General features: G+C 66.2%; 22 protein-coding genes. 5 read left to right on the top strand and 17 right to left on the bottom strand.

What is annotated here, in order from left to right; genetic code table 11:
* Window positions 1-52: 52 nt before the first annotated feature.
* The 8 genes from purM to ACP4XC_RS20840 all read right to left on the bottom strand — a co-directional run bounded on the left by purM (window position 53) and on the right by ACP4XC_RS20840 (window position 7,949).
* On the bottom strand, window positions 53-1,207 hold the full coding sequence (gene purM / locus ACP4XC_RS20875; RefSeq protein ID WP_427172640.1) for a phosphoribosylformylglycinamidine cyclo-ligase: 1,155 nt from the start codon (window positions 1,205-1,207) through the stop codon (window positions 53-55).
* Window positions 1,204-2,862, bottom strand: coding sequence for an amidophosphoribosyltransferase (gene purF / locus ACP4XC_RS20870; RefSeq protein ID WP_427172639.1), 1,659 nt, complete (start codon window positions 2,860-2,862; stop codon window positions 1,204-1,206). The genes purM and purF overlap by 4 nt, the downstream gene beginning before the upstream one ends.
* Window positions 2,863-2,908: 46 nt before the next feature.
* On the bottom strand, window positions 2,909-3,259 hold the full coding sequence (locus tag ACP4XC_RS20865; protein ID WP_427172638.1) for a hypothetical protein: 351 nt from the start codon (window positions 3,257-3,259) through the stop codon (window positions 2,909-2,911).
* A gap of 39 nt (window positions 3,260-3,298) precedes the next feature.
* The gene (gene uraH, locus ACP4XC_RS20860; protein WP_427172637.1) at window positions 3,299-3,640 is read right to left on the bottom strand and encodes a hydroxyisourate hydrolase; all 342 of its coding nucleotides are present in this window, start codon (window positions 3,638-3,640) and stop codon (window positions 3,299-3,301) included.
* The gene (gene uraD / locus ACP4XC_RS20855; protein WP_427172636.1) at window positions 3,637-4,134 is read right to left on the bottom strand and encodes a 2-oxo-4-hydroxy-4-carboxy-5-ureidoimidazoline decarboxylase; all 498 of its coding nucleotides are present in this window, start codon (window positions 4,132-4,134) and stop codon (window positions 3,637-3,639) included. The genes uraH and uraD overlap by 4 nt, the downstream gene beginning before the upstream one ends.
* A 153-nt stretch (window positions 4,135-4,287) precedes the next feature.
* Window positions 4,288-5,097, bottom strand: coding sequence for an IclR family transcriptional regulator (locus tag ACP4XC_RS20850; protein WP_427172635.1), 810 nt, complete (start codon window positions 5,095-5,097; stop codon window positions 4,288-4,290).
* Window positions 5,098-5,223: 126 nt separating this feature from the next.
* A complete protein-coding gene (locus ACP4XC_RS20845) occupies window positions 5,224-6,495 on the bottom strand; it encodes an aminopeptidase P family protein (RefSeq protein ID WP_427172634.1) in 1,272 nt (423 codons plus the stop codon).
* Between the two features lie 50 nt (window positions 6,496-6,545).
* Entirely contained in the window at window positions 6,546-7,949 is a 1,404-nt protein-coding gene (locus ACP4XC_RS20840; RefSeq protein ID WP_427172633.1) for an MFS transporter, read from the bottom strand.
* A gap of 230 nt (window positions 7,950-8,179) precedes the next feature.
* On the opposite strand from ACP4XC_RS20840, the gene purU reads away from it, so the two are divergent.
* Entirely contained in the window at window positions 8,180-9,067 is an 888-nt protein-coding gene (gene purU / locus ACP4XC_RS20835; RefSeq protein ID WP_427172631.1) for a formyltetrahydrofolate deformylase, read from the top strand.
* A gap of 85 nt (window positions 9,068-9,152) precedes the next feature.
* On the opposite strand, the gene bcp is transcribed toward purU, so the two are convergent.
* From bcp to ACP4XC_RS20790, 9 genes are all read right to left on the bottom strand, one after another.
* Window positions 9,153-9,632, bottom strand: coding sequence for a thioredoxin-dependent thiol peroxidase (gene bcp, locus ACP4XC_RS20830; RefSeq protein ID WP_427172630.1), 480 nt, complete (start codon window positions 9,630-9,632; stop codon window positions 9,153-9,155).
* 67 nt (window positions 9,633-9,699) lie between these two features.
* Entirely contained in the window at window positions 9,700-10,365 is a 666-nt protein-coding gene (locus ACP4XC_RS20825) for a winged helix-turn-helix domain-containing protein (RefSeq protein WP_427172629.1), read from the bottom strand.
* Window positions 10,366-10,373: 8 nt separating this feature from the next.
* Window positions 10,374-11,717, bottom strand: coding sequence for an allantoinase AllB (gene allB / locus ACP4XC_RS20820; protein WP_427172628.1), 1,344 nt, complete (start codon window positions 11,715-11,717; stop codon window positions 10,374-10,376).
* Window positions 11,710-12,909 carry a glycerate kinase gene (locus ACP4XC_RS20815; RefSeq protein WP_427172627.1) on the bottom strand — a complete coding sequence of 400 codons (1,200 nt, stop codon included), beginning with the start codon at window positions 12,907-12,909 and terminating at the stop codon, window positions 11,710-11,712. Before ACP4XC_RS20815 ends, allB begins: the two co-directional genes overlap by 8 nt.
* Window positions 12,910-12,911: 2 nt before the next feature.
* The gene (gene gcl, locus ACP4XC_RS20810; RefSeq protein ID WP_427172626.1) at window positions 12,912-14,702 is read right to left on the bottom strand and encodes a glyoxylate carboligase; all 1,791 of its coding nucleotides are present in this window, start codon (window positions 14,700-14,702) and stop codon (window positions 12,912-12,914) included.
* Window positions 14,703-14,866: 164 nt separating this feature from the next.
* Entirely contained in the window at window positions 14,867-15,805 is a 939-nt protein-coding gene (locus ACP4XC_RS20805) for a 2-hydroxy-3-oxopropionate reductase (RefSeq protein ID WP_427175185.1), read from the bottom strand.
* A 67-nt stretch (window positions 15,806-15,872) separates the two neighbouring features.
* Complete coding sequence (locus ACP4XC_RS20800; RefSeq protein WP_427172625.1) at window positions 15,873-16,673, bottom strand: hydroxypyruvate isomerase family protein; 801 nt, start codon at window positions 16,671-16,673, stop codon at window positions 15,873-15,875.
* Between the two features lie 329 nt (window positions 16,674-17,002).
* Complete coding sequence (locus tag ACP4XC_RS20795) at window positions 17,003-17,179, bottom strand: CsbD family protein (RefSeq protein WP_427175184.1); 177 nt, start codon at window positions 17,177-17,179, stop codon at window positions 17,003-17,005.
* A 102-nt stretch (window positions 17,180-17,281) separates the two neighbouring features.
* Entirely contained in the window at window positions 17,282-17,776 is a 495-nt protein-coding gene (locus ACP4XC_RS20790) for a hypothetical protein (RefSeq protein ID WP_427172624.1), read from the bottom strand.
* A gap of 316 nt (window positions 17,777-18,092) precedes the next feature.
* Between ACP4XC_RS20790 and ACP4XC_RS20785 the strand changes: the two genes are divergently transcribed.
* From ACP4XC_RS20785 to ACP4XC_RS20770, 4 genes are all read left to right on the top strand, one after another.
* Window positions 18,093-18,341 carry a hypothetical protein gene (locus ACP4XC_RS20785; protein WP_427172623.1) on the top strand — a complete coding sequence of 83 codons (249 nt, stop codon included), beginning with the start codon at window positions 18,093-18,095 and terminating at the stop codon, window positions 18,339-18,341.
* Window positions 18,342-18,424: 83 nt separating this feature from the next.
* The gene (locus ACP4XC_RS20780; RefSeq protein ID WP_427172622.1) at window positions 18,425-19,483 is read left to right on the top strand and encodes a serine hydrolase; all 1,059 of its coding nucleotides are present in this window, start codon (window positions 18,425-18,427) and stop codon (window positions 19,481-19,483) included.
* 166 nt (window positions 19,484-19,649) lie between these two features.
* The gene (locus ACP4XC_RS20775) at window positions 19,650-20,255 is read left to right on the top strand and encodes a cation transporter (RefSeq protein WP_427172621.1); all 606 of its coding nucleotides are present in this window, start codon (window positions 19,650-19,652) and stop codon (window positions 20,253-20,255) included.
* A gap of 106 nt (window positions 20,256-20,361) precedes the next feature.
* On the top strand, window positions 20,362-21,282 hold the full coding sequence (locus tag ACP4XC_RS20770; protein ID WP_427172619.1) for a 2-hydroxyacid dehydrogenase: 921 nt from the start codon (window positions 20,362-20,364) through the stop codon (window positions 21,280-21,282).
* The last annotated feature ends 60 nt before the right edge of the window (window positions 21,283-21,342 follow it).

Raw genomic sequence — 21,342 nt, 5'->3', positions numbered from 1 at the left:
ACCGCCGTCGGGAACTGCTACAACGGCGGCTCGGGGGCACTCTCTGAGAGCTCTAGGCGTAGGCGTTGACCAGGCGAACGGCGCCGCCGTCCACACCCTTGGCGCCCTGAACATAGTCCGGACCGGTCTTCACGATCGCATCCGAGTTCTCTTCCACGGTTCCCATGATCCAGGACGGGAGGCCGCGGTCGTTGAGGCGGTTCACTGCGGCGTCGGCAGCCTCCGCGGAAACGATCGCAACCATGCCCACGCCCAGGTTCAGCGTGCGCTCCAAGTCGGGCAGCGGGACGTTGCCCAGCTCCGAGACCAGCTTGAAGATTGCCGGGAGTTCCCACGTTGCACGGTCCACGGTGGCCAGCAGACCCTGCGGGAGGACGCGGGCCAAGTTGGCAGCAAGGCCGCCGCCGGTGACGTGGCTGAAGCCGTGAACAGCCCGCTCGCCCGAGTTCACGGGGAAGGCGCGGGCCAGGTCCAGGCAGTCCGCCGCGTACACGCGGGTGGGTTCAAGCAGTTCCTCGCCCAGTGTGCGGCCGAGTTCGGAGACCTGGCGGTCCAGGGCCCAGCCGGCATGGTTGATGACGCGGCGAACCAGGGAGTAGCCGTTGGAGTGAAGCCCTGACGAGGCCATGCCAATCACAACATCCCCGGCGCGGACCCGGTCCGGGCCGAGCAGATCGGCGGCTTCGACAACGCCGGTGGCGGCACCGGCGACGTCGTATTCGTGCTCTCCCAGCAGGCCCGGGTGCTCGGCCGTCTCGCCGCCCACCAGGGCGGTGCCGGCCACGGAGCAAGCCGCGGCGATGCCGCGCACGATGTCCGCGATGCGTTCCGGGACCACTTTGCCGCAGGCGATGTAGTCGGTCATGTAGAGGGGCTCGGCTCCCACCACCACGATGTCATCCACCACCATGCCCACCAGGTCGAAGCCGATGGTGTCGTGAATGTCCATGGCCTGGGCGATTGCCACCTTGGTCCCCACGCCGTCCGTGGACGTGGCCAGCAGCGGGCGCTTGTAGGTAAGGAGCCTGGAGACGTCGTACAGGCCGGCGAAACCGCCGACACCGCCGATCACGGAGGAGTTGTGGGTTGCCTTGACGGCATCCTTCATGAGTTCGACGGCGCGGTCGCCGGCTTCGACGTCGACGCCGGCGGAGGCGTACGTGATGCCGGCTGCGTTGCGGTCAGCGGCGGGGGAGGCGGAAGTCATACGGACTCTTTCTTGTCAGCTTCGGGCACGCGGTCAGCATCGGTGAGCAGGTTCTCAAACTCGGCGTCGGGTCCTGGGTCGCAGCCGGTGGCGCCCGCCTTTGCGGCCGGATCCTCCTCCGAGTCCACCACCACGGCGGCAGTTGAGGCGGCACCGAGTGCGGCATCGCCGGCAGCGGGCAGGCCGCCGAGGTCCGTACGCTCCAGCAGGTTCTTGCCGAGCTTGTCCGCGCCGGGCAGTTCGATGGGGTACTTGCCGGTGAAGCAGGCGGTGCAGAGCCGTTCGCGCGGTTGCCGGGTGGCGTCGATCATGCCGTCCTCGGAGATGTAGGCGAGCGAGTCGGCGCCGATGGCCTGGGTGATTTCCTCGATGGTGGCGCCGTTGGCGATCAGTTCGGCGCGGGAGGCGAAGTCGATGCCGTAGAAGCAGGGCCACTTGACCGGAGGGGAGGAGATCTTGATGTGGACGCTGGCGGCGCCGGCTTCCCGGAGCATCCGCACGATGGCGCGCTGGGTGTTGCCGCGGACGATCGAGTCATCCACCACTACTACGCGCTTGCCGCGGATCACGGATTCCAAGGCGTTGAGCTTGAGCCGGATGCCGAGCTGGCGCAGGGTCTGCGAGGGCTGGATGAACGTGCGGCCCACGTAGGAGTTCTTGACGAAACCGTGCGCGAAGGGGATGCCGGATTCCTCGGCGTAACCCACCGCCGCGGGAGTGCCCGATTCCGGCACCGGGATGACGATGTCCGCTTCCTGGGTGTTTTCGCGGGCCAGCTGGCGGCCCATCTCCACGCGGGATTCGTACACTGAGCGGCCGGCGATGGCCGCATCGGGACGGGCCAGGTAAACGTATTCGAAGACGCAGCCTGCCGGCGTCGGCTCGGCGAAGCGCTGGGAACGGACGCCGTCCTCGTCGATAGCGATGAATTCGCCGGGCTCGATTTCGCGGATGAAGCTCGCGCCCACGGTGGCGAGGGCGGACTGCTCGGAGGCCACCACCCAGCCGCGTTCCAGCCTGCCGAGGCAGAGGGGGCGGATGCCGTAGGTGTCGCGGGCCGCGTAGAGGGTTCCTTCGTCCATAAAGACGAAGCAGAAGCCGCCCTTGATCTTCGGGAGCAGCTCCATGGCGGTCTGCTCGAGGGTCTTGCTTTCCTCCCCCTCCAGCAAGGCCGTGACCAGGGCGGTGTCCGAGGTGTTGCCCTGCTTCATCTCGCCGCTGAGCTGGCCGTCGTTGCGGTCCATGATCATGGACTTGAGCTCGGCCGTGTTGGTGAGGTTGCCGTTGTGGGCCAGGGCCACGGTGCCCGTGGCGGTAGCGCCCAGGGTGGGCTGGGCGTTGGCCCAGTGGCTGGCGCCGGTAGTGGAGTAGCGGCAGTGGCCGACGGCCAGGTGCCCGGTCAGGGTGTTCAGCGTGGTCTCGTCGAAGACCTGGGAGACGAGGCCCATGTCCTTGTAGACGTTAATCCGCTTACCGTCGCTGGTGGCTATACCAGCGGACTCCTGACCGCGGTGCTGCAATGCATACAGCCCGTAGTAGGTGAGTTTTGCTACTTCTTCACCTGGTGCCCAGACCCCGAAGACGCCACAAGCGTCCTGAGGGCCCTTTTCGCCAGGGAGAAGATCATGAGAGAGTTTTCCATCGCCGCGTGCCACTGGTCGATTATCTCACGGTATGCGCCAGGACTTTCCCGGGGCCGGATTATGACCGTCCGCCGGCCTGCCCGCCGGGCCCGGTTTCGTCGTCGGAGGCGCTGTCGGGTCCGGTTTCCGGGACGGCCTCGACGACGGCGCTTTGGGTCCGCTTCACGCTCAGACGGTCCAGCAGCAGGGCCACGATGGCGCCGAGAACCACGCCGCCGGCGCCGAAGAGGACCATAAAGAACCCGAAGACCGAGCTGGGCTCGTAGCTGGCGTCCCCGGGCAGCCCGTACGCCACCACGGCGGCAACGATCATGCCCACAATGCCGCCGAGTATGAGGAACGGCACATATTTGGGCGCACGGCGAACGGTTATTTCGCGCCGCTCGGCCGGGGTGTTTTCAGAAGCCATGCCATCTAGCCTACTGCCCCGGGCCGGCCGCGACGGCGCCTAGCTGCCGCGGTACGTGGAGTACGCGAAGGGACTCAAAAGCAGCGGCACGTGGTAGTGCTCTCCGGTGGCGGACACGGCGAAGACCAGGTCCACCTCGGGGAAAAACGTGGGCGTGCCGAGCTTTTCGTAATAGGCGCCGGTGTCGAAGTTCAGGCGGTAGGTTCCGGCCGGAAGGGCCTCCGGGCCCAGTCCCTTGGCCCGCCCGTCGGCGTCGGTGGTGCCCGAAGCAACGAGGCTCCAGCCGCCGTCGTCGCGCGCGTAAAGCACGACGGCGACGCCGGCCGCCGGGCGTCCGGCCCCGGTGTCCAGGATGTGGGTGCTCACCTGTGAAACGGTCATTGGCTGATCACTCCTTCGAGCCGGAGCAGGGCGATTTCGCGCAGCTGCTGGGCCACTATGGCCTCTTCTTCTTCGGCGGTGTGGCCCAGGCGCTCGTTGAGCGCTGCCAGGATTTCCGGGGCGGTGCGTCCGGCGGCGCGGATCAGGAAGACGCGTCCGAACTTCGCTTCGTAGGCGCGGTTCCCGTTGGCCAGCGCGGCGGCCACGTCCTGGTCCGCGGGGTCCACGCCGGACTGTTCCGAGCGGGACATCGATGCCTCGGTGGTGGCGGCGGTGGGGCGGTCCCCGATTCGTGGGTGGTGCGCCAGGGCTGCCGCCACCTCGTCAGCGGTGAAGGGCGCCGCCGCGTCGCGGGCGAATGCCAGCAGGTCCCCGGTGGTGGTGAAAGGGCGGGCATCGGCGATCTGGTCCACCCAGCGCTGGACATCGATACAGGGGCGAAGTGCCGCGGCGACTTCAGTGCGGGGTGCCTCGTTGAAAACGGCAAGCTGCATGCTTGTTCATCCCTCGTGCAAAATGCTGGCATCCATGGCGTCGGCTATACGGAAAACCGGGGGTTGGCCGGCTGCAGGATTGCTACACGATTCCGCATCATGGAACTGTTATTTCAGCATGCGTAATAGTCAACCGGACGGGTGATGCCGGTGTCAAGAGGTTACCGGAACCGTGCCGCCAAGGCGGGCCGTGACTTTGCGGGCCGCGGCCTTGCAGGACTCACCAAGCCCCTGGAGGGTTTCGGGGGAGACCCGGAAGCGTGGCGCGGGGATGAGGACCGCCGCCACAATGTCGCCGCGGTGATCGTAGGCCGGTGATGCCACCCCCACCTCGTCGATAGAGGACTCGCCGTAATTGATGGCCCATCCCCGGGCGGCCACCTCCTGAAGCCGGGCCATGTAGGCCTCGAGGCCGATTTCGTCCAGCCCGGGATACGTGATGGCGCCGCTTCGGAGCAGGGCGCGGACCCGCTCGGGTGGTTCCGCGGCGAGGAACACCTGGACGGAGGCGCTCATGGCGTCCTTGTATCGGGCGCCCAGGGGGGTGGTGTGTTTGATCTGGTGATGGCTGGCGATTTGTTCCACGCACATGGATTCGGTTCCGTTCCACACCATCAGGGCGCTGGTCTCGCCCGTCCGCTCCGCGAGCTCGCGCAGCACGGGATACGCCACACGGCGTTCTTCCAGCTCGGCCAGCAGCGGTCCGGCCACGGCGATCAGTCCCAGTCCCAGGCGGAAGCGGCGGGTTTCGGGGTCGCGTTCCACCAGGTGTTCCTGTTCGAACGTGGACAGAATCCGCGACACGGTGCTCTTGTGCAGGCCCACCCTGCTGGCGATCTCGGTGACGCCCAAGAGCGGTTCGTCCGCCGTGAAAGTGCGAAGAACGGCGATGGCGTTGACGATAACGGAGGTGCCTTTGGCATCGCCGTTGGTGCCGGCCTCGCTGGATTCTGGCGGATTCATAGTGCTCACTATATTTCTTTGCGAATGCGGAACGGGGCATGCCCTCCCGTGGGCGCAGCCAGTGGACATAGTGCACTATGTCCACTGGCTGCGCCGAGCGGAGGGCATGCCCTGCGGGGGATGGGGTCAGGCGCCCACGATGTTGTATTCGGGGCCGAAGGGGAACTTGGTGATGTTCTCGGCTCCGTCCTCACCGACCACCAGGATGTCGTGCTCCCGGTATCCGCCGGCGCCGGGCTGGCCTTCGAGCACCGTGATCATCGGTTCCATGGAGACCACCATGCCCGGCTCGAGCACGGTGTCGATGTCCTCGCGGAGTTCCAGCCCGGCTTCGCGGCCGTAGTAGTGGCTCAGGACGCCGAAGGAGTGCCCATAGCCGAAGGTCCGGTTGGCCAGCAGCCCGTGGCCCACGTAGATCTCGTTCAGTTCAGCGGCGATGTCCTTGCAGACTGCTCCGGGCTTGATGAGCTCGAGGCCGCGCTTGTGGACCTCCACGTTGATGTTCCACAGCTCCAGGGAACGGGCGTCCGGTTCGCCGTAGAACAGGGTGCGTTCCAGGGCCGTGTAGTACCCGGAGGTCATGGGGAAGCAGTTCAGTGACAGGATGTCGTGCTCCTGGATCTTCCGCGTGGTGGCCCAGTTGTGGGCGCCGTCGGTGTTGATGCCGGACTGGAACCACACCCAGGTGTCGCGGATTTCCGAGTCCGGGAAGGTGCGGGCGATCTCGTGCACCATGGCCTCGGTTCCGATCAGTGCCACCTCATACTCGGTGATTCCGGCGGTGATGGCGTTGCGGATGGCCTCGCCGCCGAGGTCGCCGATGTGGGCGCCGTGCTTGATGACCTCGATCTCCTCGGCAGACTTGATCATGCGCTGGCGCATGGCGGCCTGGGCCACGTCCACGAGTGTTGCCGAAGGGAAGGCGGCCTGGATCTTGTTACGGTTCTCCAGCGGCAGGGAGTCGTCCTCGACGCCAAGGCGGCGGACGGCGATGCCCCGGGTGCGCAGCACTTCCTGGATGGCGAAGATGTAGTTGTCCCGGCGCCAGTCCGTGTACACCAGGTTGTCACCGTAGCTGCGGCGCCACGGCATCCCGGCGTCGATGTTGGCGGTGACGGTGACGGTGTCGTCCTTGGTGACCACCATGGCGTAGGAGCGGCCGAAGTAGGTGAACAGGAAGTCGGAGTAGTACTTGATGGAGTGGTAGCTGGTCAGGACGACGGCGTCGAGGTCCTTCTCCGCCATGATGCGCCGCAGCCCGGCGAGCCGGCGCTCGAACTCCGCGTCGGAGAAGGTCAGGCTGACCTTCTTGCCGTTGTTGAGGACTTTGAGGCGGTCCAGTCCGGCCACGGTGTTGATGGAACCGGCGGTGTTTGAATCGAGCTCGGTGATGGTCATGTGGTGGTGCCTTTCGTAATGTGTGTTCTTGGAGGGGAAGTGTGTGTGGCTCACTCGTGCCGGAGCGGCTTCCGGGACGTCTCGGCCGCGAAAAGGACGGCAATCAGGGAGACGAGGGATGCTGCCACGAGGTACCAGCCGGGGGCGAGCTTGCTGTGGGTCAGCCCGATGAGCAGCGTGGCCATAAACGGGGCCGTGCCGCCGAAGAGGGCGTTGGAAAGGTTGAAACTGACCGCGAAACCGCTGTAGCGGACCCTGGTGGGGAAGAGCTCGGCGAGGAAGCTGGGGAGCGTGCCGTCATTGAGGGTCAGCATGCCGCCCAGGAGAATCTGGATCAGGACGATCACCAGGAAGTTGCCGGTGTCCAGCAGCATAAACGCCGGCACGGTGAGCGTAATGAACAGCAAAGACGCCGTGATCAGCATGCGCTTGCGGCCGAACCTGTCCGAAGCGATCCCTGTCAGGAAGATGAAGCCGATGTAGCTGGCCAGGGCGATGGTGGTGGCCAGGAACGACTCCGCCGCGCCAAAGTGCAGTTCTTCGGACAGGTAGGTGGGCATGTAGCTGAGGATGACGTAGAAGCCCACGGCGTTCAGCAGCACGGCGCCCGTGGCAATGACCAGCTGCTTGCGGTAGGTCTTGAACATGGCGAAGGCGGGGGCCTTGACGGTCTCTTCTTCGGCTGCCAGGGCGCGGAAGGCCGGGGTGTCCTCGAGCTTGGTCCGGATGTAGCGGCCGATCAGGCCCATGGGGGCCGCCAGCAGGAACGGCAGCCTCCAGCCCCATTCATGCAGCTGGTCTGCGGAAAGCACGGTGCTCAGCAACGCCGCGATCAGGGAACCGAGAAGCAGGCCGGCGGCCGTGCTGGCAGGAACCACCGCGGCATAGAGTCCGCGCTTGTTGGCGGGGGCGTACTCCACCAGGAAGGCTGAGGCGCCGGCGTATTCACCCGCGGCCGAGAATCCCTGCACCACCCTGATCAGCAGCAGCAGGATGGGTGCCCACACTCCGATGCTGCCGTAGCCAGGGACCAGGGCGATGCAGAACGTGGCCAGGGACATGATCACGATGGAAAGCGAGAGGGCCTTCCGTCGTCCCATCCGGTCGCCGATGTGACCCCAGATGAAGCCTCCGAGGGGGCGGATGAAGAAGGAGACCGCGAAGACCCCGAACGTGGCCAGCAGTGCTGTCTGGCGGTCCGTCTCGGGGAAGAACACCGAGGAGATGACCGCGGCAAAATATCCGTAGACGGCGTAGTCGAACCATTCGACGAAGTTGCCGATGAAGCTGGCGGTGATGACCCGGCGCCGGGTCTCCTTGCTGACGGAACCGTCCCCGCCCCCAACGGGTTGGCTTCCAACGGAAGGCCCGCCAACGGCTGGGCCCCCGGCAGGCGAACCGCTGGCCGGCGTGGATGCCGGGGCCGCGGCCCGTGAAGTTGTGTCGTTACTCATATGTCCACCAGTGAATTAGGGGTTGCATTGAACGCAACGCTGTTGCATCAGACTAGGCGTGAGATGGAACACAGTCAATGCTTTTTTGTTTCCGGTTAGTGAACCCTCCACCCGGCGCGTAAAGCAGGGAAGGCCGCGGAGAAAATCTGATTGACGGCGTCGGTGGGGCGGATCTATTGTTGCAAGAAATGCAACCATGTTGCGTTGAACGCGTCCTATCAGGAGTAATCATGACCCCAGAACCCACCTCGGAGGTGCGGGCACGCACGGTCGGCCACATTCTGACGCTCGACTGCGCCGAAACTCCGGGCATCGTGCACGCCGTCACCGGATTTCTCTTGGAAAACGGGTGCGACATCGTGGACAACAAGCAGTACGGCGAACGCTCCGAAGGGCACTTTTTTATGCGTGTGCACTTCGAATCCGAGGGGGACGCCGGCACGGCCGGAAACCTGCGGGAGGCCTTCGCCCCGGTTGCGGCGGACTTTGGGATGACGTGGCGGCTTGAGCCGCATGGGTCCCGGCGACGCGTGCTGATCATGGTGTCTAAATTCGGGCACTGCCTCAATGACCTCTTGTTCAGGGCACGGATCGGCGAGCTTCCGGTGGACGTCGTGGCCGTGGTTTCGAACCACGCCGACCATCAGGCACTCGTGGAATGGCATGGCATCCCGTTCTTCCACGTCCCTGTTACCGCCGGGACCAAGCCGGCCGCGGAGGCCAGGCTGCTGGAACTCGTGGACGAACTCGACGTCGAGCTCGTGGTGCTGGCCCGCTACATGCAGGTTCTCAGCGACGGACTGACCCGGCAACTGGCGGGCCGTGCCATCAACATCCACCACTCGTTCCTGCCAGGCTTCAAAGGAGCAAAGCCTTACCATCAGGCCCACGCCCGCGGCGTCAAGACGGTGGGGGCGACCGCGCACTATGTCACCGGGGAGTTGGACGAAGGGCCCATCATTTCCCAGCAGGTGTTGGAAGTGGACCACACCTACGGACCCGACGACCTTGTGGCCGCGGGCCGGGACACAGAGTGCAAAGCCCTCAGCAATGCCGTGCGGTGGCATTGTGAGGGCCGCGTGATCCTGCAGGGAAGCAGGACCGTGGTTTTGAAGTGACAGAGCCGTTGAAGCAGCAGTGTTGAAGTAGCAGTGTTGAAGCGGCAGTGTTGAAGCGGCAGTGGTTGCCGCAGGAGTCGGGGCGTTAGACGCCCAGGGCTTCCTTGAGCGCCGCAACGTGGCCCTGCGCCGTGACCTGGTACTGGGCGAGCTTGACCTTGCCCTCGGGATCCAGAACTACGGTGGAGCGGACGATTCCCTCGGTGACTTCGCCGTTGACCAGCTTTTCGCCCCATGCTCCATAGGCCAGGGCCACGGCGTGGTCCTCGTCGGCCAGGAGCGGGAAGGTCAGCGCAAAGTCGCCGGTGAAGTGGGCCAGGGCTTCGGGGCCGTCGGGTGAAACGCCCAGGACCTCGTAGCCGGAGCCATGAAAGGACTCCAGGCTGTCGCGGAAGTCGCACGCCTCCGTGGTGCAGCCCGGGGTGGCGGCCTTGGGGTAGAAGTACACAATGACATTCTTGCCGCGGTAGTCAGCCAGCGAAACCTGCTTGCCTTCGGCGTCCGGAAGGGAAAAGTCCGGTGCCTGGGTTCCGGGCTGGAGCTTGGTGGTCAGGTTGGCGCTCATGGTGATCCTTCGGGAGTGGGTGTTCTGACAAGTGCTGAGAGACGGACAACTTTTAACAACTATCGGCTCAGATGCTGTATTCCGCCGGTCCGCGCACTTTGGCGTGGGGGCCGGGCACAAACTGGTAACCGCCGCCGCGTACGGTGGCGATCGCGTGCCGCGCACGGCTGAGCTTGCGCCGGACCCGGCCCACGTAGACGTCGATGGAGCGCGGCGCCGCCCCCGGCCATTCGAAGGACTCCAGGAACAGGCCAAGCTCCTCCCGGCTGATGGCTCGCGAGCAGTTCTCCACGAGGTAACGCAGGAGATTGAATTCGACGCCGGTCAGCGCCACCCGCTCCCCGTCCAGGAAGACCTCGCCGGCGGCCAGGTCCACGGCCATTTCGCACGGCGGACCGGCCGACGGCGGCAGGCGGGAGCCGCCGTCGTCGCCCCCGCCGCTCTCGGAGCCCCCGTCGCGGTCGCCGGAGCCCCGGCCCCCGCCGCTCTCGGAGCCCCCGCGGTCGCACGTTGCAGCTCCGGCGGCAGGCCAAAGGCGGACTTCCGCCTCCGGAGCAATTCTGAGGGCCCGCGCCAGCAGCAGCTCGGCGGCGCGGGCCATGACGGCGTCGTCAATTTCCTGGCCGTCCCCGAGGGTCACCCACACCGCCAGGCCCTGGGCCTTGAGGGCCGGACCCGGAGCGCATGCGCCGCGCGGGGGACGGGTGCGCGGGGAATGGACCTCAACAGCCATGACCGGCCTCAGATTCCGCCGCGGCGCAGGAGTTTGCCGGTGGGGGTCCGGCCGTCGATCTCATTGCCGCGAAGGAACGTCCGGCGGACCACCCCTGAGAGGGCTTTTCCGTCGTAGGGGGTGATGGGGTTCTTGTGCTTGAGCTTGGAGACATCCACCACGAAGGCCTCGTCCGGGGCGAACACCGAGAAGTCGGCGTCGTAGCCGAGGGCGAGCTGGCCCTTGGTGGTCAGCCGCGCCAGCTCGGCCGGTTTCCGGGCCATCCAGGCCACCACCTGTTCCAGCGGGATGCCGCGGTGACGGGCCTCGGTCCAGATCAGGGAGAGGCCAAGCTGCAGCGAGGAGACCCCGCCCCATGCCACGGCAAAGTCGCCGTTTTCCAGGTCTTTGAGGTCAAGCGTGGACGGGGAATGGTCCGAGACGATGCAGTCGATGGTGCCGTCCTGCAGGCCCTTCCACAGCAGCTCCCGGTTGGAGGCCTCGCGGATGGGCGGGCAGCACTTGTAGGCGGTGGCTCCGTTGGGGATTTCCTCGGCCATGAGTGTGAGGTAATGCGGGCACGTCTCCACGGTGAGGTGGACGCCGTCGCGCTTGGCCGTGGCGATCATGGGCAGCGCGTCGGAGGAGGACAGGTGCAGGATGTGGGCGCGGGCACCGGTCCAGCGGGCGCGCTCGATCACTTCGGCGATGGCCTTGTTTTCGGCTCCGCGGGGACGGGAGGCCAGGAACGTCGAGTACTGGTCACCACCCGGATGCGGCGCGTGGTCGATCGCGTGGGAGTCCTCGGCATGCACGATCATGAGCGAATCGAAGGACTTGAGCTCGGCCATGTCCTCTTCCATCTCGTCCGCATCCAGGTGCGGGAACTCGTCCACGCCCGAGTGCAGCAGGAAGCACTTGAAGCCGAACACGCCTTCGTCATGGAGGGGGCGGAGATCGGCCTTGTTGCCGGGGATGGCCCCGCCCCAGAACCCGACGTCCACAAACGCCTGGTCCTGGGCCACTTCGCGCTTGAGCTTGAGGCCTTCCACCGTGGTGGTGGGCGGGATGGAGTTCAGCGGCATGTCGATGATGGTGGTCACCCCGCCGGCGGCCGCGGCCCGGGTGGCGGAGGCGAAGCCCTCCCACTCGGTGCGGCCGGGTTCGTTGACGTGGACGTGGGTGTCCACCAGGCCGGGGATGAGGGTCTCGTCTCCGGCGAGCTCGATCACTTCGGCACCGGATAACCCGTTGCCCAGCGGTTCGATCGCCACGATCCGGCCATCGCGAACGCCCACTTCGCGCGGCGCGATGCCGGCCGTGGTGAGTACGCGCTCGCCGCGGATCACGAGGTCATATGTTTCGTCAGACATGGAGGGGCTCCTTTGTGTCGGCACTTTTCACTGCTGCCAAGTCCGTCAGTCGCACGCCGATGTGCCGTCCCAGGCGTTCCAGAAGCGGACCCGCTTCCGCTATACATGTGTCTACATTGCTTTCCAGCTCGGTCAAAGCGTGAACCTCCCGGAAGCCGGATCCGCCGAGCTGGCTAGCGTTCAAAGTAGTCCGCCCGCACACGGCGATCACGGGCACCCCTTCCCGGGCCGCCGCCCGCGCCACGCCCACGGGCGTTTTGCCGAGCAGGCTTTGCTCATCCAGGCTGCCTTCGCCGGTGATCACCAGGTCGGCGCCCGACAGGCGTTCCGGCAGTCCCGTGAATTCGAGCACGACGTCGATGCCGGGCCTGCGCGTGGCGGCCAGGACCGCGATGGCAGCGTAGCCCACGCCGCCTGCCGCACCGGCGCCCGGAGCGTCGGCCGCCCGGAGCGCCCGGGATCCGATTTCCGTGGCCAACACGTCCACGAAGTGGGCGATGGCCGCATCGAGGGTTTCAACGTCCGCGGGAGTGGCGCCCTTCTGCGGGCCGAAGATGGCAGCGGCGCCGTGTTGCCCGAGCAGGGGGTTGTCCACATCGCTGGCCAGGACAAAGCGTGCCTCGTCCAGGCGGGAGTCGAAACCGGAGAAATCGATCCGGTCCAGCCGGGCCAGGGCCGCTCCACCGGGCGGCAGGTCGCGGCCCTCGGCATCCAAGAGCCTCGCGCCGAGACCCTGCAGGACCCCTGCGCCGCCGTCGGTGTTCGCGCTGCCGCCGACACCGAGGATGATCTGCCGGCAGCCGGCGTCGAGCGCCGCCCGGATCAGTTCCCCGGTGCCCAGCGAGGTGGCGCCAGTGGCGCTCGCCGAGTCCGGAATGCCGCCGTGCGCGCCTGAGGCGGCAAGCGCTGCGAGCCCGGAGGCGGCCGCCATTTCGATGACCGCCTGGCGGCCCTGGACCGCAAAGTCCGCCCGGAGCGGCTGCCCGGTAGGTCCGCTGACCATGGCGCTCCGGCGCGTGAAGCCGGAGCCGACGGCGGCATCCAAGGTGCCTTCGCCGCCGTCGGCCACTGGAATCCGGATCACTTCAAGATCTCCGCCGGCCGCAGCCTTCAACCCTGCCTCGAGGTGCCGCGCCACGTCAGGGGCGCAGAGCGACCCCTTGAACTTATCCGGTGCAATCACAACGCGCATGGCTAGGCCTGCAGTGCCAGGATGGCGGTGGGGGCGTCCTCGCGGGTCACGGCCAGGTCCTCGAACTCGTTCACGTTGTTGAGCTCGGTGCCCATGGAGATGTTGGTGACCTTCTCCAGGATCACTTCCACCACCACCGGAACCTTGAACTCGCCCATGAGCGCCTTGGCCTTGTCGAACGCGGCGCCCAGGTCGTTGGGGTCCTCCACGCGGATGGCCTTGCAGCCCAGGCCCTCGGCCACCTTGATGTGGTCCACGCCGTAGCCCGCCGCGTTCGCAGAGAGATCAGTGGAGTTGATGTTCTCGAACGCCAGGGACACATTCTGTTCCATGTTGAAACCGCGCTGGGACTGGCGGATCAGGCCCAGGTAGGAGTTGTTGACCACCACGTGGATGTAGGGCAGGTTGAACTGCGCGCCCACGGCCAGTTCCTCGATCATGAACTGGAAGTCGTAGTCACCGGACAGGGCAACCACGGTCTCGTCCGGCTTGCCGCGCACCACGCCCAGGGCGGCCGGAGCGGTCCAGCCCAGGGGACCCGCCTGGCCGGCGTTGATCCACTTGCGCGGGCCAAAGACGTGCAGCATCTGGGCGCCGGCGATCTGGGACAGGCCGATGGTGGACACGTAGGTGGTGTCTCGTCCAAATGAACGGTTCATCTCTTCGTACACGCGCTGCGGCTTGATGGGGATGTTCTCGAAGTGCGTCTTGCGGTGCATGGTGGCCTTGCGCCCGGCGCATTCGGCAACCCAGCCGGTGTAGTCCGGCAGGGAGGCGGCCGCTTTGCGCTCGCGGGCCAGAGCAACCAGGCCCTCCAGCGCCGCGCCGGCGTCGGACGCGATGCCCAGGTCCGGGGAGAACACGCGGCCGATCTGCGTGGGCTCGATGTCGATGTGTACGAACGTGCGGCCGGCCGTGTAGGTGTCCAGGCCGCCGGTGTGGCGGTTGGCCCAGCGGTTGCCGATGCCGATGACGAAATCGCTCCGCAGGTAGGTCTCGTTGCCGTAGCGGTGGCTGGTCTGCAGGCCAACCATGCCCGCCATCAGCGGGTGGTCGTCCGCGATGGCGCCCCAGCCCATCAGGGTGGGGATGACGGGCACACCGAGCAGTTCGGCCAGTTCCACCAGCTGCGCGGAGGCGCCGGCGTTGATGATTCCGCCGCCGGCCACGATCAGCGGGTGCCGCGCGGCGGTGAGCATGTCCAGTGCCTTTTCCAGCTGCTTGCGGCTGGCCCGGGGCTTCTCCACGGGCAGCGGCTCGTAGGTATCGATGTCGAATTCGATCTCGGCCATCTGCACGTCGATGGGCAGGTCCAGCAACACCGGGCCCGGGCGGCCGGAGCGCATCAGCTGGAAGGCCTTCTGGAAGGCGCCGGGAACCTGGCCCGGTTCCCGGATGGTCATTGCCATCTTGGTGACGGGCTTGGCGATGGATTCGATGTCCACGGCCTGGAAGTCTTCCTTGTGCAGCTTGGCCACGGGAGCCTGGCCGGTGATGCAGAGCATGGGGATCGAGTCGGCCCAGGCCGCGTACAGCCCGGTGATCATGTCGGTTCCGGCCGGTCCGGAGGTGCCGACGCAGATGCCGATGTTGCCGTCCTTTGCCCGGCTGTAGCCGTCCGCCATGTGGCTGGCGCCTTCAACATGGCGGGCCAGGGTGTGGCGGATGCCGCCGTGGTTCCGCATGGCCGAGTAGAAGGGGTTGATCGCCGCGCCTGGCAGGCCGAACGCCTCGGTGGCGCCCTCCTTTTCCAGGATGGCGATGGCAGCGTCTACGGTGCGCATCTTGGTCATTGTGTGCTCCTAGGAAGTCTGTTGGGCTCGTGTAGCCCGGAAATTGGGTGTGCTGAAGGGAAGCCCGGCGAACCGTCGCGGGGCACTTTGGGGGAGTCGTCGTCGTGAATTACGACGGCGTCCGGCGTGTCCGTGTCGAAGTGCCCCTTTTCGGGGCTGCCGGCCTATTTACGTCCTGACAGCTGCAGGACCTGCTTGAAGAGGCCGGAGTGGTCCAGTCCGCCGTCGCCCTGGTTGACGGTGGCGGCGACCAGCTGAGCGGCGAGGGCGCCCAGGGGAAGTACGACGTTGGCCTCGCGGGCGGCGGAGGTGACGATGCCGAGGTCCTTGTGGTGCAGGGCCAGGCGGAAGCCGGGTTCGAAGTTGCGGTCCAGCATCTTCTGGCCCTTCTGGTCCAGGACCTTGGAACCGGCCAGGCCGCCGCCGAGAACCTTAAGGGCTGCGTCGGTGTCCACGCCGTAGGCCTCAAGGAAGGCGATGGCCTCCGCCAGGACCTCGATGTTGACGGCAACGATCAGCTGGTTGGCCGCCTTGACGGTCTGGCCGGATCCCGCGGGGCCGACGTGGACGATGGTCTTGCCGACGGCGTTGAGGACGTCCTGTGCTGCCTCGAAGTCTTCTTTTTCCCCACCCACCATGATGGAGAGTGCCGCGTCGATGGCACCCTGTTCGCCGCCGGAAACCGGGGCGTCGAGGGCGCGGATGCCGGCGGCCTTGGCGTCATCGGCCAGGCGCTTGGCCACGTCCGGGCGGATGCTGGATGCGTCGATCCAGAGGGTGCCCTGCCTGGCGTTGGCGAAGACGCCGTCCGCACCGCTGACAACGCCCTCGACGTCGGGGGAGTCCGGCACCATGGTGATGACCACGTCGGCGTCCTTGACGGCATCCGCGATGCTGGTTGCACCCTTGCCGCCTTCGGAGACGAGCTTGTCGATCCTGTCCTGGCTGCGGTTGAAGCCGGTGACGGTGTGGCCGGCCTTGACGAGGTTGATGGCCATGGGCAGGCCCATGATGCCGAGACCGATAACTGCAACGTTGCTCATTGTGGTTCCTTTACTGAAGTTTGAAGTGGTGCGAGCGGGACGGACCCAACTAGGTCGCAGTAGATGTCGTTATGAGGGCTCAAAACGACATCTACTGCTAGCCAGTTGGGCGGGCGGGGAGCGGAACCTAGCGGGAGGCGCGTTCGCGGATGGCCCAGGAGAACGCCGTTTCCTTCGGTTCCTTGTATTCGAGACCGATGTAGCCGCCGTAGCCGAGTTCGCGGCTGCGGGCGATCCATTCGCCGAGCGGAAGCTCTCCGGTTCCGGGGGCTCCGCGACCGGGGTTGTCGGCGATCTGGATGTGGCCGAAGTCCCTGGCGTGCTTTTCGATGACGGCGGCCACGTCGTCCCCATTGACCGCCAGATGGTAGAAGTCCGCGAGGAGCTTGATGTTCTCCGCACCGGATTCTTCCTTGACCCTGGCGATCACTGCGAGGGCGTCCTGTGCCGTGAGCAGCGGGTACTTGGGGGCGCCGCTGACTGGTTCGAGGAGGATGGTGCCGCCGATGCGGGCCACGCCGGCGGCCGCGGTGGCGAGGTTCTCGGCGCCGATGGCGTCCTGCTTTTCGGCGGATTCGCCGTCCACCCGGTTGCCGTAGAGGGCATTGAACGATGTGCAGCCCAGCCGCCCGCCGATGCCTGCGACGACGTCGACGTTGTCGAGGAACTCGGCCGAGCGTGCCGGCCACGAAACCAGCCCGCGGTCGCCTCCCGGCATGTTGCCGGCGTTGAAGTTCAAACCTGTGAGCTGAACACCGGCGTCGGTGATGGCGCGCTCGAACTTTGCGACGTCCGCGTCGGCAGGGACGGAGGTGTCAAAGGGCCACCAGAATTCGACGGCGTCAAAGCCGGCAGCCTTCGCCGCGGCGGGGCGCTCGAGGAGCGGCAGTTCCGTCAGCAGGATGGAGCAGTTCACTGTGTACGTCATTGTCTAAGTCCTTGCGGGTCCGTGGTGCGGCGTCTTTGCCAGCAGTGGAAGCTTCCTACGCGTTCTATCTATTTCGTATTGTGGAAGTTATATTCTGCTGTATGAAAAGTGTAGGGAAGGAAGGGTGCGGGAGTCAAGATGGGCTCGAGGGATATTTGTCGACGCCGTCGGTCCGGAAGCCGCATTGGAGCGCGGGCCGGAGAGCGCCCCCAGCCCCGGAGCAAGAGACCGGAGCAAGAGGGGCACAAGAGAAGGGCGGTTCCCGGCCCTTCCGCCCGGAAACCGCCCTTTGTCCTCTTGTTCGGTGGCAAGGCCTGGGCCCGCGTAGGTCAGTGCTTCCGGAAAGCGTCCTTGATTTTCTCGCCGGCCTGCTTGAGGTCGGCCCTGACCTGGCGTCCCTTGCCTTCGGCCCTCATCCGTTCGTTACCGGTGGCGCCGCCGGCTGTTGCCTTGCCCTTGCCGTGGAGTTTCTCCGCGGCGTTGTGAATCTTGTTACCCCATCCCATCATGGTCCTCCTGTTAAGACGGCCCGGGCGGCGTGAGTGCCGTAATGGCCGCTACTTAATTGTAAGAATTTGTGGCCATGAAGGGAGTTCTAAACGGAAGGTTCAGGGCCGAACCGTTGCGACGTCGCTCTTTTCCCAGGAGGTCCAATCAGACCAGTTGTCGTTGTTGTTGTTCCTCACGCGGAAGGAGACCCTCTGGTACACCTCCTCGGCGCCCCTGCGGTCCAGGTTGGGCACGTTGTCGATGCTGTGGATGGTTACCCGCTTGTCGCTCCGGTCGAAGCTTTCCGTGAATTTGTCGCGTCCCAGGAAGTCGTCGTTCCGGCGCCCTCCGGGGTCGTCCTCATAGCGCTCCTGACGGATCTCCACGGTCTTGGGACCGTTGCAGGACACTCGAATCCTGAAGTCGGCCTTGCGGCCATGTTCGTCGGTCGGCTTGAGGGGATCCACCGTGCAGCCACGTAACGACGTTGCGGCCTCGGCCGGCGCGGCGGCCAAGGCCAAGGGTCCCCCAATGAGCCCCAACGAAACCGCCGAGACCAGAGCGGCCCTGGCCCGGATGCGTCGGGATTTCTCGGGTGATGCGGTGATGAACATCTTTCCTGCTCCTACACAATCAAGGTTAGAACAGGCCCGTCCGGCCGCGATCACGTTTGTCTGAAGCGGCAGCCGTTCCTGTCCGGTTCAAGCAGCCCCTGCAGTGGGGGTTGGTGCCGGGCACCGCTTTTCGCATTGGTTAACCCGGTAAGACAATCCTCTCTCCGCGTGGCCGTCCCCGCCAGCCTTGTTTCCGGGATTGACTGCGCACCGCGGCGCTGTGGCCAGGGCACCGTCCGGGACCATAGGCTGTGGGAACCGGCTGGCCGCAAACCGGGCCGGAACGCCGGGGACCGAACCAAGGAAAGGCCCTGCCATGACGAGCCAGAACGATGAGAACCATGATGCCGGCCTTCGCGGCCCGGGTGACCCCGATGCTGTTGATTTAGGGCAGCCGCACCCGGACTCCATGAAGACCAAGGGCGCCAGGAACATCCGCGAGGAGCAGCAGACCCAGGCCGCCGGATCGGTGCCGGCAGCCTATGTGGGGAGCGGGGACCCCGACGCCGAGCATAAGCCGGAAGAAGCCGCCCAGGACGCGGGTACGTGGGACGAGAACGTGTAGTTGCCGGGGCGCTTCCTGGATATGCCCCGCGGACAGCGTTTTCATAGCTGAGGCATAGGTTCGGTGGCTACGTTGAGGCCACCATGGAACAACAGACCCCGCCCCAACCCCGGCACCGCCCCCGCATTCACGAAGGCGGCAGATGGACGCGCCGGCCGGCCCGGGCCCGCCGCCTGATCCTGGCCACCGGCGCGGCAGTTCTGGTGATCACGGTGGGGGCAGCCCTCCATGCCGGCGCCCAGGCCGGCTCCGCGGCCTCCCCTGCCCGGCCCACCGCGAGGACACAGTCCACCGCGACGTCGCAGCCCACCGCCGCCGCGGCTGCCAAGCGAGGGGTTGTCCCGCCCGCGGCAACCCCTACCGCGGCAACCCCTACCGCGGTCGCCACTCCCCAGGCCACCCCGCCGGTGGGGATCGACGCAACGGCCGCGCCCTCGGGCGACATCAATGCCGCACTGGACAATGAAATCAACAGCATTCTCAACGCGAACAGCCAGTACCAGATCGGCGTGGCCCTGGTCAGCCTTTCCGGGGGTGCGGGGCAGGATATGGTCCATCAATACGGGGTGACGGACCCGTTCGAGGCGGCTAGCACGGCGAAGGTCTTGGCAGCTGCGGCCTACTACCACCTTGTCGAAACGGGCGGCGCATCGCTGGATGACCCCATGGGGAGCTTCACGGCAGGGTTCCAAATCCAGGAAATGGTTCAGGACAGCGACAACGACTCCTGGTCCCTGGTGATGGACGCGATCGGACACCAGGAACTCAGCGACTACGCCGGATCCATCGGGGTCACCTACAGCCCCGAGAGCAACACCCTGACCCCGGCGGCGATGGCGAGCGTCCTGTCCCAGCTATACACCGGACAGCTGCTCAACCCGGCGGATACCGCCGAGCTGGTGTCCTACATGCAGGACACCAACTATGAAACGCTTATCCCCGCCGCTGTTCCCCCGGGCGTCACCGTTTACCACAAGTACGGGCTGCTCGACGGCGAACTTCACGACGCCGGCATTCTCACCAAAGGGGACAACTCCTACGCCCTGGTGATCTACACCAAGAGCGAGGACCTCAGCGATCTCCAGGAACGCACCGACGTGATCCACCAGCTGACACAGGCCGTGGTCAACCGGCTGTTCTAACCGCACATTGGCGGGGCCCGCGCCGGGTCCCGACGAACGGCTGACGGGCCTGATCCGCCGACTCCTGCGATCATTGAACGGTTGGCCGTTCCGCTGGAAGGGCGAGCTTCCGGCACTGAGCAGCTTTCGGCACTGAACAGCCTTCGGCACTGAACAGGAGATTCCCATGCATGATGAGGCCACCCGGACCGTGGACATGAGCAGGTTGCGGCGCCGTGGTTTCGCCCTTGAGTGGGCCACTCTGGGCTGGAACGTGATCGGGGTGGCGGTCCTGGCGGCTGCTTCATTCGCCGCCGGCTCGGTGGCGCTGGCTGGTTTTGCGCTGGACAGCCTCATCGAGATCGGCGCCAGCACGGTGGTGATTTGGGAGCTCTCGGGAACGGGCGAACACCGTCAGCGTTTCGCGCTGAAGCTGATCGGAGGTGCGTTCCTCGCGTTGGCCCTATACCTGCTCATCCAGTCAGGCGTTGCTCTGGCCTCCGGGCACCATGCATCACCCAGCCCCCTCGGGATCGGCTGGACAGCCGTCACCGCCGTCCTCATGTTCGCCCTTGCGGCGGGAAAGTCCCGCACAGGCAAGGCGCTGGGCAACCCCGTCCTCACCGCCGAAGGCAGGGTGACATTCATCGACGGGCTCCTGGCGGCCTCGGTCCTGCTTGGAGTACTGCTGGCTGATCTCGCCGGCTGGTGGTGGGCGGACCCGCTTGCCGGTCTGGTGATCGTCTACTACGCCATCCGCGAAGCCGTGGGAATCTTCCGCCACACCAGCTAGCCAGCAGAACGGGACGCGGAGGCACCCATCGAAGCACCCAACTGAGGGCCAACCGCGGGTGGCGGGTGCCGCCGTCGGCCGCCGGTGCTCCGTTAGGCTGGCACGTATGACCCGCAAACTGACTGTGAGCCTGCCGGACGCAACGCTGCGTGACTACCTCCAGCCGCAGGCGGGTGTGACGTTCGTGGAGTGGGATTTTGCCGGGCCGCCCCCGGAACCCCGGCTCGACATCGTGGTGCCGCCCTACATGCGTGGACCGCAGGTGCTGCGCAGCCTCGAGGGTGTGGAGACCGGGCTCGTACAGAGCCAGTCCATCGGCTACGACGGCGTGGCCGAATCGCTCCCGCCCGGACGGGTCTTCGCCAACGCCGCCGGCGTGCACGAAACCTCCACCGCGGAACTGGCCCTCGCCATGATCCTGGCCAGCCAGCGCGAGTTCCCCCGCATCCTGCGGAACCAGCAGGACGGCGTATGGGAGTCCAGGCCAACAGCGAGCCTGGCCGACCGCCGCGTGCTCATTGTCGGCTACGGGGGTGTGGGCAAGGCGATTGAAAGCCGGCTCCTCCCGTTTGAAACCAGCGTGACCCGTGTGGCCAGCAGGGAACGGACGGACGGAAACGGCCGCGTCCACGCAATAGCGGAGCTTCACGCGCTGCTGCCGGAGCACGACATTGTGATTGTGGGGGTACCACTCAGCGACGTCACCCGGCACCTGGTTGACGATGCCTTCCTCTCTGCCATGGCGGACGGCGCTCTCTTGGTGAACATTGCCCGGGGGCCCGTGGCGGACACGGAGGCTCTTGTCCGACACACGGCGTCCGGGAGGATCCGTGCCGCGCTGGACGTTACGGACCCCGAACCGCTGCCGCAGGACCACCCGCTGTGGCGGACTCCCGGCGTGATCATCACCCCGCACGTGGGCGGCGCGAGTTCGGCGATGCTCCCGCGGATGGGCCGGCTGGTCCAGCGGCAAATCGACCTCATGCTGGCCGGTGAACCGCCCGCAAACGTGGTGCTGACGAGCTAGCCTCTGAGGCCCGGGAGCAACCTGGTTGACGCTCAGCCCCGCGGCCCGGAAACCCCGATT

This window comes from Arthrobacter sp. 92 (assembly GCF_050260325.1).
Lineage (GTDB): Bacteria > Actinomycetota > Actinomycetes > Actinomycetales > Micrococcaceae > Arthrobacter.
Note: the sequence above shows the minus strand (reverse complement) of the source record. Positions and strands in the feature narration are given on the sequence as shown.

What these genes read in the sequence shown, in the direction of transcription:
- purM (WP_427172640.1), bottom strand. Translation starts at nt 1,207, where the DNA reads ATGACTTCCGCCTCCCCCGCCGCTGACCGCAACGCAGCCGGCATCACG.
- ACP4XC_RS20865 (WP_427172638.1), bottom strand. Translation starts at nt 3,259, where the DNA reads ATGGCTTCTGAAAACACCCCGGCCGAGCGGCGCGAAATAACCGTTCGC.
- uraH (WP_427172637.1), bottom strand. Translation starts at nt 3,640, where the DNA reads ATGACCGTTTCACAGGTGAGCACCCACATCCTGGACACCGGGGCCGGA.
- uraD (WP_427172636.1), bottom strand. Translation starts at nt 4,134, where the DNA reads ATGCAGCTTGCCGTTTTCAACGAGGCACCCCGCACTGAAGTCGCCGCG.
- ACP4XC_RS20850 (WP_427172635.1), bottom strand. Translation starts at nt 5,097, where the DNA reads ATGAATCCGCCAGAATCCAGCGAGGCCGGCACCAACGGCGATGCCAAA.
- ACP4XC_RS20845 (WP_427172634.1), bottom strand. Translation starts at nt 6,495, where the DNA reads ATGACCATCACCGAGCTCGATTCAAACACCGCCGGTTCCATCAACACC.
- ACP4XC_RS20840 (WP_427172633.1), bottom strand. Translation starts at nt 7,949, where the DNA reads ATGAGTAACGACACAACTTCACGGGCCGCGGCCCCGGCATCCACGCCG.
- purU (WP_427172631.1), top strand. Translation starts at nt 8,180, where the DNA reads ATGACCCCAGAACCCACCTCGGAGGTGCGGGCACGCACGGTCGGCCAC.
- bcp (WP_427172630.1), bottom strand. Translation starts at nt 9,632, where the DNA reads ATGAGCGCCAACCTGACCACCAAGCTCCAGCCCGGAACCCAGGCACCG.
- ACP4XC_RS20825 (WP_427172629.1), bottom strand. Translation starts at nt 10,365, where the DNA reads ATGGCTGTTGAGGTCCATTCCCCGCGCACCCGTCCCCCGCGCGGCGCA.
- allB (WP_427172628.1), bottom strand. Translation starts at nt 11,717, where the DNA reads ATGTCTGACGAAACATATGACCTCGTGATCCGCGGCGAGCGCGTACTC.
- ACP4XC_RS20815 (WP_427172627.1), bottom strand. Translation starts at nt 12,909, where the DNA reads ATGCGCGTTGTGATTGCACCGGATAAGTTCAAGGGGTCGCTCTGCGCC.
- gcl (WP_427172626.1), bottom strand. Translation starts at nt 14,702, where the DNA reads ATGACCAAGATGCGCACCGTAGACGCTGCCATCGCCATCCTGGAAAAG.
- ACP4XC_RS20800 (WP_427172625.1), bottom strand. Translation starts at nt 16,673, where the DNA reads ATGACGTACACAGTGAACTGCTCCATCCTGCTGACGGAACTGCCGCTC.
- ACP4XC_RS20795 (WP_427175184.1), bottom strand. Translation starts at nt 17,179, where the DNA reads ATGGGATGGGGTAACAAGATTCACAACGCCGCGGAGAAACTCCACGGC.
- ACP4XC_RS20790 (WP_427172624.1), bottom strand. Translation starts at nt 17,776, where the DNA reads ATGTTCATCACCGCATCACCCGAGAAATCCCGACGCATCCGGGCCAGG.
- ACP4XC_RS20785 (WP_427172623.1), top strand. Translation starts at nt 18,093, where the DNA reads ATGACGAGCCAGAACGATGAGAACCATGATGCCGGCCTTCGCGGCCCG.
- ACP4XC_RS20780 (WP_427172622.1), top strand. Translation starts at nt 18,425, where the DNA reads ATGGAACAACAGACCCCGCCCCAACCCCGGCACCGCCCCCGCATTCAC.
- ACP4XC_RS20775 (WP_427172621.1), top strand. Translation starts at nt 19,650, where the DNA reads ATGCATGATGAGGCCACCCGGACCGTGGACATGAGCAGGTTGCGGCGC.
- ACP4XC_RS20770 (WP_427172619.1), top strand. Translation starts at nt 20,362, where the DNA reads ATGACCCGCAAACTGACTGTGAGCCTGCCGGACGCAACGCTGCGTGAC.